At 47.0% G+C, this 14708-nt stretch carries 14 protein-coding genes; 6 read left to right on the top strand and 8 right to left on the bottom strand.

Annotated features, from left to right (window positions below; all coding sequences use genetic code 11):
* Positions 1-58: 58 nt before the first annotated feature.
* From JCM15548_RS16415 to JCM15548_RS16380, 8 genes are all read right to left on the bottom strand, one after another.
* Positions 59-847 carry a copper resistance protein NlpE N-terminal domain-containing protein gene (locus JCM15548_RS16415; RefSeq protein ID WP_083985201.1) on the bottom strand — a complete coding sequence of 263 codons (789 nt, stop codon included), beginning with the start codon at positions 845-847 and terminating at the stop codon, positions 59-61.
* A 58-nt stretch (positions 848-905) separates the two neighbouring features.
* Positions 906-1733 carry a 4,5-DOPA-extradiol-dioxygenase gene (gene ygiD, locus JCM15548_RS16410; RefSeq protein WP_227625952.1) on the bottom strand — a complete coding sequence of 276 codons (828 nt, stop codon included), beginning with the start codon at positions 1731-1733 and terminating at the stop codon, positions 906-908.
* 31 nt (positions 1734-1764) lie between these two features.
* Positions 1765-2484 (bottom strand): pirin family protein, encoded by a 720-nt coding sequence (locus tag JCM15548_RS16405; protein WP_062127685.1) that lies wholly within the window; start codon positions 2482-2484, stop codon positions 1765-1767.
* Positions 2485-2642: 158 nt separating this feature from the next.
* Positions 2643-3170 (bottom strand): YceI family protein, encoded by a 528-nt coding sequence (locus tag JCM15548_RS16400; protein ID WP_062127683.1) that lies wholly within the window; start codon positions 3168-3170, stop codon positions 2643-2645.
* A gap of 137 nt (positions 3171-3307) precedes the next feature.
* The gene (locus tag JCM15548_RS16395; RefSeq protein ID WP_062127681.1) at positions 3308-4147 is read right to left on the bottom strand and encodes a helix-turn-helix transcriptional regulator; all 840 of its coding nucleotides are present in this window, start codon (positions 4145-4147) and stop codon (positions 3308-3310) included.
* 126 nt (positions 4148-4273) lie between these two features.
* Positions 4274-6337 (bottom strand): T9SS type A sorting domain-containing protein, encoded by a 2064-nt coding sequence (locus tag JCM15548_RS16390; protein WP_062127679.1) that lies wholly within the window; start codon positions 6335-6337, stop codon positions 4274-4276.
* A gap of 64 nt (positions 6338-6401) precedes the next feature.
* Positions 6402-7430, bottom strand: a complete 1029-nt coding sequence (locus JCM15548_RS16385; RefSeq protein ID WP_157482853.1) for a right-handed parallel beta-helix repeat-containing protein — start codon at positions 7428-7430, stop codon at positions 6402-6404.
* A gap of 98 nt (positions 7431-7528) precedes the next feature.
* Positions 7529-8557, bottom strand: coding sequence for a right-handed parallel beta-helix repeat-containing protein (locus JCM15548_RS16380; protein ID WP_157482851.1), 1029 nt, complete (start codon positions 8555-8557; stop codon positions 7529-7531).
* Between the two features lie 263 nt (positions 8558-8820).
* Between JCM15548_RS16380 and JCM15548_RS16375 the strand changes: the two genes are divergently transcribed.
* The 6 genes from JCM15548_RS16375 (at position 8821) to JCM15548_RS16350 (ending at position 14705) form a co-directional block, all read left to right on the top strand.
* The gene (locus JCM15548_RS16375; protein ID WP_062127674.1) at positions 8821-10824 is read left to right on the top strand and encodes a tetratricopeptide repeat protein; all 2004 of its coding nucleotides are present in this window, start codon (positions 8821-8823) and stop codon (positions 10822-10824) included.
* A gap of 23 nt (positions 10825-10847) precedes the next feature.
* Positions 10848-11615: a LytR/AlgR family response regulator transcription factor gene (locus JCM15548_RS16370; protein WP_062127693.1), complete on the top strand. Its 768-nt coding sequence runs from the start codon at positions 10848-10850 to the stop codon at positions 11613-11615.
* Positions 11616-11743: 128 nt separating this feature from the next.
* Positions 11744-12391 carry a hypothetical protein gene (locus JCM15548_RS16365; RefSeq protein WP_062127672.1) on the top strand — a complete coding sequence of 216 codons (648 nt, stop codon included), beginning with the start codon at positions 11744-11746 and terminating at the stop codon, positions 12389-12391.
* Positions 12392-12514: 123 nt separating this feature from the next.
* Complete coding sequence (locus tag JCM15548_RS16360; protein WP_062127670.1) at positions 12515-12901, top strand: hypothetical protein; 387 nt, start codon at positions 12515-12517, stop codon at positions 12899-12901.
* Positions 12902-13171: 270 nt separating this feature from the next.
* The gene (locus JCM15548_RS16355; protein ID WP_062127668.1) at positions 13172-13711 is read left to right on the top strand and encodes a hypothetical protein; all 540 of its coding nucleotides are present in this window, start codon (positions 13172-13174) and stop codon (positions 13709-13711) included.
* Complete coding sequence (locus tag JCM15548_RS16350; RefSeq protein ID WP_062127665.1) at positions 13704-14705, top strand: hypothetical protein; 1002 nt, start codon at positions 13704-13706, stop codon at positions 14703-14705. The genes JCM15548_RS16355 and JCM15548_RS16350 overlap by 8 nt, the downstream gene beginning before the upstream one ends.
* Positions 14706-14708: the final 3 nt, after the last annotated feature.

Below are 14708 nucleotides of genomic sequence, written 5' to 3'. Positions count from 1 at the left end.
GCTTTAAATTCAAAACCCTGTATGGGCACCTGCCCAGTTCGCATGTGGAGAAAAACAATTAATACAGCCAGACCAGTTCAAAACGAGCAAGTTGCTTGCCCGCTTTATTAAGGACCAACTGATCATCTACCACCTCATAGTCCAGCAGTCCATCTAACAACTCGAACAGCGCCTTTTCAATAGAATGACCGCCACAAGCCATTTTGGTAGCACCCAATGCGGAGAACACCACCTGACGCCCCTCTTTCAATGCATAGCTGCCAAAAAAGGAATTACACCCACTGCTTCCAAGCACCCGTTGATCAAACGAGCGAAAAACCAGATGCGGCTCTTTGTGCCAATGCGCATCATACGACAAAGTGTTCCCTTCAAGCTCTATCAGCTTCCAGTACTTCTCCTCTATATCCGACACTTTGGGCAAAACATACTTATCTGCCAAAGCCCCTGTGATAACCGAGCCTTCCTTGTCCAATTGCCTGATATGGTTTTCACCCACGGCGTAGCTAACAGGCGCAAAAGAAACATCAACCCCCATTAATGTAATCCTATTCCCCTGCTTATTCCACTCAAATCTTCCAGTTTCACTAAAAACATCGGGACCTTCATCCTGGTAAGTCGTTTCAATCCGGTAAGTATGGTCACTGTTCAGGTGTATAACCGTTTCGATTCCGGGACAGCTGGCGCAAGGTAAAACACCTCTGTAAGTCCCCGCCCAATCCAGGGCATTCCTGCTCGTATCACCCGTCCATCCAGTCACCCCGGCTACATCCTGCACACTCTTGCAGGAAACCAATCCCGCCAATAACACCAAGGGCATCAGGCAAATGCTTCTTCTAAACATCATCATCCGTAATTAGATTAAAGAAACATGATACAGAAAAACGCCAAAGGTTGCGTAGAGCTCCCTACCCTATTTTGACAGAAGTCATGGTAATAGAGCCCGCCACCGTTTTATCGTTGAACAAACTCACCGCCTCATTACCCGTCTTTAATCCCATTACATACAAAAGCGGCAGATAATGCTCAGGGGTGGGCACGGCCAGCTCAAAGGACTTGCCGTGGCAACGATAATTAATGAGCCGCCTGTGGTCATCATTCAGAATAAAGTTTTTCATTTTTTCGGAAGCTTCAAGGGCCCAGTCGTAGCCATAAATGCTGTTCATTTTTCCCCACTCCAGCAGGCGCAGGTTATGCACCATATTGCCGCTTCCAATAATCAGAATGCCTTTTTCGCGCAAGGCGCGCAGCTCACCGGCCAATTGATAATGATACTCCGGCGTTTGCAGGTAATCCAGACTCATTTGCACCACAGGGATGTCGGCGCCCGGATAAAGGTGCTTAATAACACTCCAGGCCCCATGATCCAGACCCCAGGCATCATCCAGCCCCAGCTCGGCTGAATGCACCACTTCCTGAGTCAGGTGGGCCAGAGCCGGGGAGCCGGGGGCAGAATACTGCACCTCAAACAACGCCTTTGGAAATCCCCCAAAATCATGAATGGTGCGGGGCTGCTCCATGCCAGTGACAAAAGTGCCACGGGTTTCCCAATGGGCAGAAATACACAGTATGGCCTTTGGGGTGGGCAGACCTTCTGCCACCTTCCGGAAGCCTTGCACAAACTCATTTTCTTCGATGGCGTTCATGGGACTTCCATGGCCCAAAAATAGCAGCGGCATTTTCGGTGTGGATGGAAAGCCATCCGCTATTTTATTTAAAGTTGTCAGACTCATCATCCAGTTTTTAAAGGAACTGGTAGCTTCCCCGCTACCAGTTCATGGGCACTTCCATTAACAGCACCTCGGCATCGCCTGAAAGGGCTTCCAACTTAAAGCCGTCCGTCTCCCAAATGCCAAAGCCATCGCGTTCATTCAGCTCAGTGCCGTCGATATTCACATCCCCTTTAAGGACAAAGACATACACACCGTTACCACTTTTCTTCAGAAGATATTCAACCCCAACACCTTTGTCAAAATTCCCCAGGTGAAACCAGGCCTCCTGATGCACCCAAACGCCCCCGTCTCCGGCATTTGGAGAAAGAATCTGCTGCAACCTGTTGCGCCGGTCCGCCAAATTCAAGGAAATCTGATCGTAGCGTGGCGGATGTCCCTTTTGATTGGGAAACACCCAAATTTGCAGGAACTTCACCGCCTGATCCCGGTTCTTATTGTACTCGCTGTGGGTAATTCCGGTACCGGCGCTCATCACCTGAATGTCGCCCTTTTTTATAACCGAGACATTGCCCATACTGTCGCTGTGCTCCAGATCACCTTCCAAGGGAATGGAGATGATTTCCATATCGCTGTGGGGATGGGTTCCAAAACCCATCCCTTCTGCCACATAATCGTCGTTCAATACCCTAAGGGCCCCAAAATGCATCCTTTCGGGGTTCTGATAATCGGCGAAACTAAAAGTATGTCTGCTGTGCAGCCAGCCGTGGTTGGCGTCACCACGACTGTCTGCCTTATGCACGACTGTTTTTGCCATAATTTAATCCTTTCTTTTAAAAAACCCTTGACATCAATACACTTTATTTCATTAAAAGGCACTCTGTTTTTCTCTGTGCCTCTCTGTGTAACAATTAGTTACAAGGAGCTTCACAGAGAATTCACGAAGGACCACAGAGAGAAAAGCCAGTCGTTTAATTAAGCCTGTTTCACAAACTGCACCTCACCGGCTATTTTGACCTCATCACTCACCAATACACCGCCCGTCTCCAGCACTGCATTCCAATTGAGGCCCCAGTCCTTGCGGTTAATTTTTCCACTGAATGAAAATCCCGCCTTCTCGTTGCCCCAGGGATCTTTATTGGTACCGCCAAATTCCACGGCCAACTTCACATCTTTACTTACACCTTTGATGGTCAGCGCTCCTGTCAATTCAAACTCATCATCGCTCACCTTCTCAAAACGGGAGCTCTCGAAAGTCATCACAGGATGGTTCTCAGCATCGAAAAAATCACCACTTTTCAAGTGTGTGTCCCGATCCGTATTATTGGTATCGACCGAAGCAGTCTCAACACTCACGCTCACCTTACCTTTGGCAAAATCTGCCTGATCAATAGCGGCTGAGAAGCTTTTGAATTCACCCTTAACATTGCTGATCATTAAATGCTTTACTTTGAAAGTCAATTCACTGTGTGTGGGATCTAATATCCATTTTCCATTGTCCATTGTCTTCAATTTTTATGTATTTAACTTCTTTGAATATTTACATGACAAAAATACAAGGTAAATACAGCCCACTGGTTACAGTATTCGGAAAGCGGGTGGTACTATTCGGAAAACACGATAAAAAACGCAGATTTAACTTAGGAAGCAGGGTTCAGCAGTCGCTCCATTTCCTCCCGGAACTCAGACGGGGTTTGCCCCGCCTTCTTCTTAAAAACTTTTGAGAAGTAGGATTTTTCGTTGTAACCGAGTTCAAAGCCGATTTCAGACACCGACTTAGTGGTGGTCGCCAGCAAGTGCTTGGCCTCGGTCAATTTGCGGGTCTCGATGAGTTCCGAGACACTCTGATTCATAATTTTCTGACAAATCAGATTAAGGTTACGCGACGACATAAACAACTTCTCGGCATAGAATTCCACGCTTAAAGGACGTCGAAAATTGCCTTCCAGTATCTTCAAAAATGACAGAAAGGTTTCATTCTGGATAGCTACCCCATCAGCATCCGCTCCGGGTACCTTCTTCTTTTCCGATTCTATCATGATAAAAAGCGCACCCAGCAGGTGACGAACGACTGACAGGTCGGGGGCCGGACTGTGCATTTCCACGTCCATCAGTTCACATACCTGTCCCAAACGATTGAAGCAGGTGCCGGTTTGCAAGGAAACATTGGCTTTAATATGAAAACTCTGATAAAGCTGAAAAACTGTCTCTGCAATAAACTCACTTTTGAAACGCAGTACCCACATATCAAACTCGCCACCGCATAACCGGGTAATGATGCGGTGCGACTGCCCTTTGGCCACAAAAGCCACCAACGGAGCATCCACTGTAACCATCTCACAATGGATGTAATGCTCCAGCCGCCCCCTGATGCCCACAATCAGCTCCTCAAAATCGTGCACATGCACCTCATCGGGATGGGCGGCAATTTCAAGGGCGCGCGCTTTGTCCAGCCGGACTATCGAAAACAGTCGATCCATGTGCTAAAGATAGCCACTTTTTAAATATGAGCGATCTGAAAAAAGAGGACTACCGGATAAAAACCCGACAGTCCCCCTTTTAAAAACCATTCGCTATAAAGATAGCGGCATCCATTCACCAAAACCTTAAGGCTTCTTGACAACTTTCACTTTAGACAGTTGGCCGTCCCGTTCAACTTCGAGTAAATAAACCCCGGCAGCCAAGCCGTTCAATTGCAAATCTACCTGCTGCGTACCGAAACCTTCAGTAATGGTCATCAGCTTACCGTCGAGGCTGAACAGTCGAACACGTAGCTCTCCAACGACCTTCTCAAACTGCAAAGTAAGTCGTCCCGAAGTAGGATTGGGATAAACCGAAATCCCCTGCTGATACTGCTCTCCTGTCAGCGAGGAGCCGACAACCATGTGGCAGTCCGACCGCAGACTGCAACCATGCTGGCTAACTATTACAGCATAACTGCCACTGCTAACGGCATTAAAGCTTTGAGCAATGGCTCCTTCTATGGGCTCAAAGCTCTCTTCACAATTCACCCATTGGTAGGCCACGTCCGCCATTTGCGCCGTAAGAACCGGCCCCTCCACGACAACAGCAGCATTGAGTTCAACCACTTCCAAACGAAGTTTATAAACATCCTCGCAACCATTGGCATTGGGCTCCCGTTTCTCATATACCCCACTTTCCGCATAAACACCGCCCCTCCACGTAAAGGTTTCACCGGCACAGATGCGCTCCTCCGTCTCAATTTCGGCAGGTGCACCAACTTCCACCTGTATTTCAACGGGCGCCAAAGCACCGCAGGGATTACTGGCCACAACAGCCACAGTGGCCTTTCCTGAAAAGTCAGCTGCCCACTGCACCACCACCTGATCGAAATCGGGTTCAAGGGTGCCTGCTTCTGCAGGCGTTACGCTCCATTGGAGATCCGTTACATTCAAAGCAACTTCTGTTTGGTAGGTACTGGTGCTGCCCTGACAAAGCACTTCGTCACCTGTTGGTGCAGCCACAGAGCGCGGACTGCAATCCTCTACCAAGAAGGTTTCTGTGAGCACAACGCTCCACTGATTTTTGGTATCCCGAAAGCGGAAGTGCAGGTGATTCTCCCCTACCGGCAGATAAGGCATATCAACATCTGCCAACAACTGATAAGGGTTTATGGGTGCCTCCAATTCCATGGAAGAAACCACATCATCGGCATCGTTGAACCAATACTCATAAGCGGCTATCAGATTCTCTTGCTGAACCTGTTCCGGTAACTTATAGAAAAACTGACTCAATGCCGGGCTCCACTGACCGCGACTGTCACTGAATCGCAGGTGAATGGCATTCAACCCTGCTTTAAGATCTGTGACATCCAGCGCTGCTGAAAGATCCAGAACAGACTGATCAATAACCGATTGCGTAACAACTGAGGCGTCATCTGAATTGAACCAATACTGGTAGTGCGCCATCTTATTCTCCACAAAAGTGCCTTGAGGCACTTTGTAAAAGAACTGGCTCAGAACCGGACTCCAGGCATCTCGACTGTCCTTAAACCTTAGATGAAGTGTGTTTAAGCCATCTTTCAATACTGAAGCGCCCAGCACTTCAGAAAGATTCAGCACCGGCTGATCGCCAGCAGCTTGCGTAACAGCCGAGGCGTAATCTGCATTGAACCAAAACTGGTAGTGCGCCATCTTGTTCTCCACAAAAGTGCTTTGAGGCACTTTATAGAAAAACTGGCTCAATACCGGACTCCAGACATCGCGACTGTCCTTAAACCTTAGATGAAGCGTATTTAAGCCATCTTTTAAGGCAGAAGCGTCAAGGGCTTCAGAAAGATTCAGTACCGGCTGATCGCCACCAACTTGCTTAACAGCTGAGGCGTAATCCGAATTGAACCAAAACTGGTAGTGCGCCATCTTGTTTTCCACAAAAGTGCTTTGAGGCACTTTGTAGAAGAACTGGCTCAGAACAGAACTCCACCGATTCTCACTATCGAGGAAGCGAATTTGAAAAACATTCAACCCTTCCGGCAAATCCCCGGCGGGTATTTGCTGCTGAAGGTGGAACTGAGCCGGTGCACCGGTCACTGCCACCTTCTCTGCCATATCGTGTGCACTGTTGAACCAAAACTCATATTGTTGAATATGAGATTGACTCCACAGGGTCAACGACAAGGCCATAAATACTATTATCCATGTATATCTCATGCTTTGCGCGTTTTGTGTGGGTTCACAAACAATTCATAAAAAGTATGCATTCAGAGCCGGCTTCTTACTGCTGGGCTTCCACCTGAATATCTACCTGCAAGGTACCGGCAGCACCCACTTCTCCGGCAACCTGCTGCTGAATAATCTGAGGTATGGAAGGACGTGTATTAAGTTTAAAAGGCATATAGCCTCCAAATAGGCCCACCTCATTTCCGGTGCTTCCTGTATAGGAGGCCGGAGCGGCCAACTGATAGTTATTTTCGTAAGCATAAGTAGGCGTGTAGGCTACAAAAAAAGTATTCGGATCGATGTTGACCCAATTATCCGACCAGGTATTGATCTCCGGCCCCACAGGATTGTCACTAAAAACATTGTGGCGAAACATATTACCATGAGAAACAGCAACTGAAGAATAGCTGGTACTGCTATTTGTCCTTGCAAAGACATTGTTTTCGATCATGGCGTTATTTAGATAATATATATTGTAGTAAGAATCAACTATAACATTGTTGGCCACCCTGACCAGACCATTGTCAGGGTTGTTAAAATACGATACCTGTTTCAAAATACTGTTGCTTATCTCCACACCGTCTGCTTTCGCATAAATGCCGACAATCGCTTGAGCCACACATTCCTGAACAGTTATATTCCGGCAATCCTGACAGGCATCATTGCTAGCACGGAACAACTCAATATTCCCACTTACATGCATGCGCTTAAAAGTAATATCCTGCACCAGTGCACCTGCCAGTTTAATGGAGCCTTCCACATACATACCTTCAAAATGACTTCCTGAACCGCCGTCCCTTATCAGAATGGCACCAATGCGGGTCCGCCCCGTAGCCTCAGTGTTTTCGGGATGATATCCCGTTCCAAAAACCGCCAGGCGTTTCTGAATGGTTGCCGGGGAGTTGTATTGTAGTCCGGGTAAATAAATCGTATCACCATCCACGGCAGCATTGTAAGCATCTACAAAGGCGCTGGCAGAGTTAAAAAAAGTAGTGGCACCATTGCTTTGCAAGGCCACTTTTTGCTGGGCGCTCATAAGCGTCACTGACAACAAAAATAATCCTAAAGTAAAAAGTCGTTTCATGTCTGTATTATTTATTAAGTTTTTGGTCAAAACATCTTCCACCTGGTGAACTTCAAATTCCAAAAGACGGAACGGATGATATTGGGTTTCTAAAGCACTTATTCCTGCTGTGCCTCCACTTGAATATCTATCTGGAGTGTGCCACCAGCACCACTTTTGGGGGCAATTTGCTTACTGATAATTTGAGGCAAAACGGGTACTGCGGCATCTTTGTATGGAAACATGCCCCCATACAAACCCACCTGCACACCGTCGCCGTCCACATAGGATTCAGGACTCGCCAAATGATAATCATCGTCGTAACTGAAGCCGCTGGCTACCTGGCTGACAAAAGCCCCGGAGAAGGCTACTCCGGGATAATTACCAATCACCTGGGCGCCATCACCATAGCTGGGTGATAACGCAGCAATTACGTTGTAATTAAAATAGTTCCCGGTAGAGCTGTTTGTCAGGAAAGCATTGGTTCCAACTCGAAAAACATTGGCCACAAAATCATTGTTGTGAGAATAACCGATCACGTAACTTGTATGAAAAAACAAGTTGTTTTGGAAGGTGTTGCCTTGACTATAATCTACAGAATTCTCCAAAACACTATTATAAACGCCAACAGTACGTGCATTTCGCAAGAAAATACGACCTCCAATAACCGATTCAGAAATCGTGATATGATTGGAAAAATTGCTGTCTGAAGTGCCGCTAAAAGTAATTGCCCCGGAAAGCCTGCACCGCTTAATGGTCAAATAATTAACCGATATATCGTTGCCCACTGAAAGGCCCCCCAAAACATGAAGTCCCTCCAAATGCACATGATCGGCACCAGCAGAAAGGTTGAGATGCCCGTTAATAACCGTCCGACCGGTGGGTGAATCGGCAGTAGAATAATGCCCGGTACCAAACACAGTGATCTGTTTCTCAATCAAGGCTGGTGGCGCGTAAGTCGCCCCGGGCAAATAGATCACATCTCCGTTGGCAGCTGCGGCATAAGCCTGCTGAAAGCCGTCAGCGCCATCAAACAACAAGATGTCTGCACCACTATGCAACGCAACCACCTTTTGAGCTTGCAGGGATGTACTAATTACCAGCGTCCCCAACAAACAAAACAAACAAAACATTCTAAATTTTTTCATTACAAAAAATTTTGGTTTATGATGAGCTCTTATATAAGCATTCTGCGATTATACCCCAAATCCCATTTAAAGGATATGCTATCCGTCAAAAGAATTAATCCAATCGTCAAAAAAACTCAAAGATTGAATGCTTCAGGTACTATCAGGGATGATAATCAACACTTGGCGACAGTCGGTTCCAGTCCGCCCTCTAATGAACAAAGAAGCATAAATGGACGTTGCTTCATTATGTAATAACCGGCAATTTTGCACAAACCCCAATTATGAGAGCATTCATTACCCTGACAAGCCTGTGGTTTCTTTGTGGTCACTTACTATTGGCCACATCAGTTGCCGACAGTCTTTTCTTTATATTTGAAACAAGCAAAGACAGCTCTGAAAGAATAGAACTGGCCATGCAGCTCTCCCGGGAATACAACCGAATTCCTGAAAAGCAGCAACAAGCCTTTGACTACGCCCACCAGGCAGTAGAATTGTCAGAAAAATTAAACAATCCCTTACTGCTGGCGCAGGGGCTCGATAATCTGGGACTGCTATACCGTTACAATCAGCAATATGCCCAGTCCATTCCCCTGCACCGAAGGGCTTACAACCTGATTGTGGACCTGCCGGATATTCCTCACCAAAAAATGCGCTTTGCCAACAATGTGGGGGTAGCAGCCCGTTACGATCAGGACCATGCTCTGGCCGTAGAATATTATCTGAAAGCTTTAAGTATTGCACAGAGCGAAAACGACTTGCGCAACATTGCCATTTCAAGTAACGGCTTAGGCAACAGTCTCAGTTATCTTGACCCTGGCAGTCAGGAAGCCATGAATCATTTTCGCAGAGCCCTTAAAGCAGAGCGTGAAAGAGGCAATCAGCGAGGAACAGCTATGAACCTGCTGTCCATCGCCAGCTACCACACCCGTTTGGGCAACTACGACCAGGCCCTAAACATCCTCAATGAACTGCTGGCCATCAACCAGCAAATCAACGACACCCATGGTCTGGCCATTACCTATGAATATTTCGGTCACAACTATCTCGAAGAAGGATTACAACCCGGGCAGGCAGTGAGGTACTACCAGCAATCTTTGGAATTGTTTAAGGCGCTCAACAACCGTCAAAAAATGGCAGATCTGGAACTCAATTTGGGACAGACAGCGGAATTCAGGCAGCAGCTTCCGGTGGCCCGGAAACATTACCAACAGGCTCTGACCATTGCTGAAGAAGGCGACCACAAAGCCCTGATCGCCTCTGCTTCAGAGCACCTTTCTAACCTAAACGAAAGCGCAGGCAATTACCGCCTCGCACTTCTCTACCACAAAAAAGCCGAAGCTTATAACGACAGTCTCGACCTCGTGCACCAACAGTCTGTTATTCAAGGACTGCAAATGCAGTACGACTTCGGACAAAAAGAAAACGAAATTCGCCTTTTAAAGGCCAACCAGGAAACCAAGGAAGCCGAGTTGTTTGCCCAACAGGAGCGCTTCAAAAGGGAACGTGTTTTATACAGCGCTGCCTTCCTAATTTTATTAAGTATCACCTCCTTGATAATATTGAGTCTTCGCAACCTCAACCTTAAGAAAAATATGCGTCTGCGGGAGGCGGAACAAAAACGGGAGCGTCTTGAGCAGGAATACCAACGCAATCTATGGCAGGCTGAGATACTGGCCTCCCGCATGCAAATGAACCCCCACTTTCTGTTCAACTGCCTTAATTCGGTCAAATTTCTAATTCAGCAACAACACAACCGGGAAGCCATCAAGTACCTGACCACCCTCAGTAAATTTATGCGGGAGTTATTACAAACTGGCAAAATGCAAAGCATACCCTTGATGCAGGAGCTGGATTTAGCTCAGAAATACATCCATCTCGAAGCCATCCGCTTCGATCAGCAGCTCGACTTCCAACTAAACATCCAGGAGATGGATGCAGCAATGCTTGAAGGCATTGCTGTGCCACCCATGGTATTACAGCCCTTTATCGAAAATGCCATCTGGCACGGTCTGGTACCCAGCCGCTCCAACAACAAAAAACTGAACATTCAATTAAAGCTTATTGATAAAAAGCTGGTCATAAGCATTGAAGACAATGGTGTTGGCCGTCAGCACAAGAAAAACCTTACCGGAACCACACACAAAAGCATGGGAATAGAAATTACCGAAGACCGCATAGCCCTTTTCAATAAAATCAATCAGGCCCATTTACAGATGCAGACCGAGGATTTATTGGATAACCGGCAAGAACCAGCGGGTACACGCGTAAACCTACTTATATCATGACCCCAGCAAAAAACTTAAACCGCATGAATATCGCTATTATCGACGACGAAAAGCACTGTGTAGAGAGCCTCGTTCTGGATCTCCAATCTCTACCCATTAAAACGAACATAGTACTCAAATCAACTACTCCAGAGGATTGTCTGCAAGACCTGAGCCAACTAAAAATCGATCTGCTGTTTTTAGATGTGGAAATGCCGATACTCAATGGTTTTGAGCTATTGGAACAGTTGACCCAAATCAATTTCGACGTGGTTTTTACCACCGCCCACAGTGAATACGCTGTGAAAGCCTTCCGCAACAAAGCCTACAATTTTCTACTCAAACCAGTTGACATAGATGACCTGGAGCAAATTCTGAGCGATTGGAAACAACAAAATGAAACGCAAAACAAATTGCTTGATGCAGAAGCGGTACATAAGCTACTGACCACCATAAAAACTGAGGGGCTGCTCAAAAACAAGATTGCCATCCCCGTAGCCGAAGGCTTTGAGTTTTTGGAAGTGGCCGACATCGTCTATTGTCAAAGCGAAAACAACTACACCCGCATTGTGCTGGCCAACCAAAAAGAAAAACTCATCAGCAAAACGCTTAAAGAGGTGGAACAAACCCTGAACAATTATTTGTTTATGCGCATCCACCAAAGCTATCTCATCAATCCCAATTACCTCAAGAAGTACCATAAAAACGACGGGGGCTATGTGGTGATGGAACCCGACAAGCAGCTCCCGGTGAGCAAAAGCAAAAAAGAGCTTCTGGTCAAGCTCTTCGAAGTCATCAGCAGAAATCAATAAATTCTAACTGAAACGTGTGATTTACTCTCCCATATAGCATCCACACTAACCATGTATTGACAAGGCTAAGCGCATTTCGGACATTTGAGTATTAATTAGATTCTAAGTCCAACCAACACGTACTCAAAATGAAAACAAACATCTTACTCAAGAGCCGTCAGCTTGATGTGGAAAGCCCTACAGGTGCACTTTCACAACTACGCTCAATTAAGCAGACAGGTGCCTTCCTTCTGCTACTTTTTGCCACCCTCATTTTTGCACTGTTTTTAAGCAGCTGTGATGACGACGAAAACAAGGACGATCTCGACCTCGATTTAATGGAAGAAAACACCACACTTAACGTCTCCGGCGGAGTCGACGGGAATTTCAAAGCCATCGGTCAGTTAATAGAACTTTACAACAACGAAACACAGTTCTATGTTAGTTCTTTCCAATTCTTCGAAAGTGAGGACTCGGAACAATCCAGGTTCCACATAACCATTTCCCGATATGGCAAAGCGCCCTTAGAATTGGGCGAACACCTTCACAGTATTGACAATACATTTCTGGAAGACGAGGAAACGGAAGGCTTTGGAGCGGTGGTTTTGTGGTTGGACGACGAAGACAATCCCACGGTATATTCCGAAGTAGAAAACAGCTCGATCAAAATTGAAAAGGTGACCAATTCTCAGGTTACCGGCGAGTTCACATTAAACGTAAAAGCTGTGGGGTATGACGAAACCCCGCCGAGCATTCGCATCAACGGCAGCTTTAAAATCCCCAGAATAACCTTCTAATCATTCTAATTCTAATATTTAATTCACTATGCGAAAACTAACACTTTTAATGGCCTTAGTGGCTTTATCATCAGCGCTCATGCGCAATCCGATGAGAGCAGTAAAATCCGCGCAGGCGCCGGGTTGGTTTATGCTACCGACATCAATAACCTGGGTGTGGCCCTTAAAGGGGTTTATTCCTTTACCCCTGAATGGGAAGGCGCCTTCGGCTTTACCCACATTTTAAAAAAGGATTATATCAGCTACAATGTAGTAGATCTGGATGCCCAATACATTTTCTCACAATCGGGCGATCAGGTGAGCTTTTTTGCCATTGGGGGCCTGGCCCTCAATATGTGGAAGGTTGAATTCCCCGACGATTGGGGATGGGGAGCCTTTGGAGGAGGATCCGCCACCGGATCTGATATCGGTTTAAACCTTGGGGCAGGCATGAATTACATGCTTAGCAGCAACTTTCGTTTGGTTCCGGAAGTACGTTTTACGTTGTTGGAGGCTCATACGCCCGAATAGGAGCCACAGCACAGTATGCTTTCTAAGTCAGAAAAAAAATAAAGATAAATACAGGCAGTCAACCACCAGGTTGACTGCCTGTTTGCTTTTCAAGCAAACAAGAGCTTCTGGTCAAACGCTTCGAAGGCAACAGCAGAAATCAATTCTCATTGATACGGGTGAATTACTCACCCGTTTCGCCGCCACAGTCAGTTGCTGTTTGGTGGTTCAATTCCATTTCGGACTTTTGAGTACAAATTAGAACGAAAATCAAACCAAAACGTACTCAAAATGAAAACAACAACACTACAAAAGACCAGAAAAGTCACTACAGAAACCGGAGATCCACTTTCCCAATTGCGCCCTGTTAAGCAAGCAGGGGCCTTTCTCCTAATGCTATTTGCTACCCTCTTTTTCGCATTGTTCATGAGCAGTTGCGATGATGATGCCAAAGAAGAGGAAGACATTCGTCCCGAAAGTCTGGAACTCATAGTAGCCAACGACTTTGAAGCCATGTATGGCCAAACAGTCAAACTGGATGCCTCCCAGACCTACGATAAACTGGAGGCCCCCATTGAGTTTCACTGGGAAGCCCTCAGCTTTCCGGGCGATCACTTTTTAGAAGAATACCTGCAAGGTGTCCACCAATCCGCCGCCACCTTCCAACCCTACGATGTGGGAGAGTTCTCCTTTCGCATTACAGCAAGCACCGAGTATGAAAGCCAGACCGCCATGCTTCGGGTATCGGTAGATGCCGAAGTAGTGGAACTGGCCGGAAATCTTAACGACCTAAAAGAAACATGGGTACCCACCACCTCCCGGGATGGTTGATTACCGCATCACCGGCGGCATCAGTCTCAACAACAGCGAAATAGATGTGGCACCAGGAGTCATCATTGAAATGACGCAGAACACTTTCATCAATGTGAACCAGGACAGCTATTTGGCTGCTGTAGGAACCGAGGATGCCCCCATCGTGATCCGGGGCACGGAAGCACTGCGCGGCTACTGGCACAGCATCCGCTTTGTCTCCATGACCACCAAAAACCGTCTGGAATATGTGCACATCTCCGACGGGGGAAACAACCGTAACAACGACCGGGGCATGATCACTCTGGGGAATGAGGGCAGGCTGCACATGGAGCGCTGCACTCTGAGCAATGCGCAAATGGCAGCACTCGAACTGGGCATCCTCACGGGCAATCCCAACCAGCACCTGACGCACATAGCCAACGTTTATAAAAACAATCAGCGTCCCGTGTTTGCGCGTCCCGACGCCTTCCATTTCCTGGATGCAGAATCGGACTACCTTGGCAACGACACAGACGCCATTGATGCCAATGGGGCCTACGGCAGCACCCCTGACGCTGAAGTCAGCTGGCAGGCATTAAATGTACCCTATCAGGCGGAGCGTATCACGGTGGGACAAAAACTAACCATAGAGGCAGGGGCTCACCTGACCATGGCACAAGGAAGTTACCTGAAAGCTATTGAAGGCCAGTTGCACATTGAAGGAACTGCCGAAAACCCTGTGGTGATAGAAGGCGAACACGACGGCGGAGCTACCTGGCTAGGTATTGAGCTCACCACGCTCGGCAATTCCATTCAGCATCTACAAATTAAAAATGCCGGATCAGGTTCCCTGCGCAGCGGTCGCCCCAAAGCCAACATGGTCATAAGCGGGGGGCTAAACCTCGACCATGTCCACTTTATGGATGGCGATGGCTATGGCTACTACAAAACCATTGATGCCAACATCGTTGCCGGCGAAAATATTACAGCCACTAACCTGAACGGACAAATCACCAATTTTTGGGTTCTGTAAACA

The organism is Geofilum rubicundum JCM 15548, assembly GCF_000974365.1.
Lineage (GTDB): Bacteria > Bacteroidota > Bacteroidia > Bacteroidales > Marinilabiliaceae > Geofilum > Geofilum rubicundum.
This window is presented reverse-complemented; position numbering and strand designations above follow the sequence as displayed.

Coding starts and splice junctions, on each gene's coding strand:
- JCM15548_RS16350 (WP_062127665.1), top strand. CDS start 13,704: ATGGTTGATTACCGCATCACCGGCGGCATCAGTCTCAACAACAGCGAA.
- JCM15548_RS16415 (WP_083985201.1), bottom strand. CDS start 847: ATGATGATGTTTAGAAGAAGCATTTGCCTGATGCCCTTGGTGTTATTG.
- JCM15548_RS16395 (WP_062127681.1), bottom strand. CDS start 4,147: ATGGATCGACTGTTTTCGATAGTCCGGCTGGACAAAGCGCGCGCCCTT.
- JCM15548_RS16385 (WP_157482853.1), bottom strand. CDS start 7,430: ATGAAACGACTTTTTACTTTAGGATTATTTTTGTTGTCAGTGACGCTT.
- JCM15548_RS16390 (WP_062127679.1), bottom strand. CDS start 6,337: ATGAGATATACATGGATAATAGTATTTATGGCCTTGTCGTTGACCCTG.
- JCM15548_RS16375 (WP_062127674.1), top strand. CDS start 8,821: ATGAGAGCATTCATTACCCTGACAAGCCTGTGGTTTCTTTGTGGTCAC.
- ygiD (WP_227625952.1), bottom strand. CDS start 1,733: ATGATGAGTCTGACAACTTTAAATAAAATAGCGGATGGCTTTCCATCC.
- JCM15548_RS16405 (WP_062127685.1), bottom strand. CDS start 2,484: ATGGCAAAAACAGTCGTGCATAAGGCAGACAGTCGTGGTGACGCCAAC.
- JCM15548_RS16365 (WP_062127672.1), top strand. CDS start 11,744: ATGAAAACAAACATCTTACTCAAGAGCCGTCAGCTTGATGTGGAAAGC.
- JCM15548_RS16355 (WP_062127668.1), top strand. CDS start 13,172: ATGAAAACAACAACACTACAAAAGACCAGAAAAGTCACTACAGAAACC.
- JCM15548_RS16380 (WP_157482851.1), bottom strand. CDS start 8,557: ATGAAAAAATTTAGAATGTTTTGTTTGTTTTGTTTGTTGGGGACGCTG.
- JCM15548_RS16400 (WP_062127683.1), bottom strand. CDS start 3,170: ATGGACAATGGAAAATGGATATTAGATCCCACACACAGTGAATTGACT.
- JCM15548_RS16370 (WP_062127693.1), top strand. CDS start 10,848: ATGAATATCGCTATTATCGACGACGAAAAGCACTGTGTAGAGAGCCTC.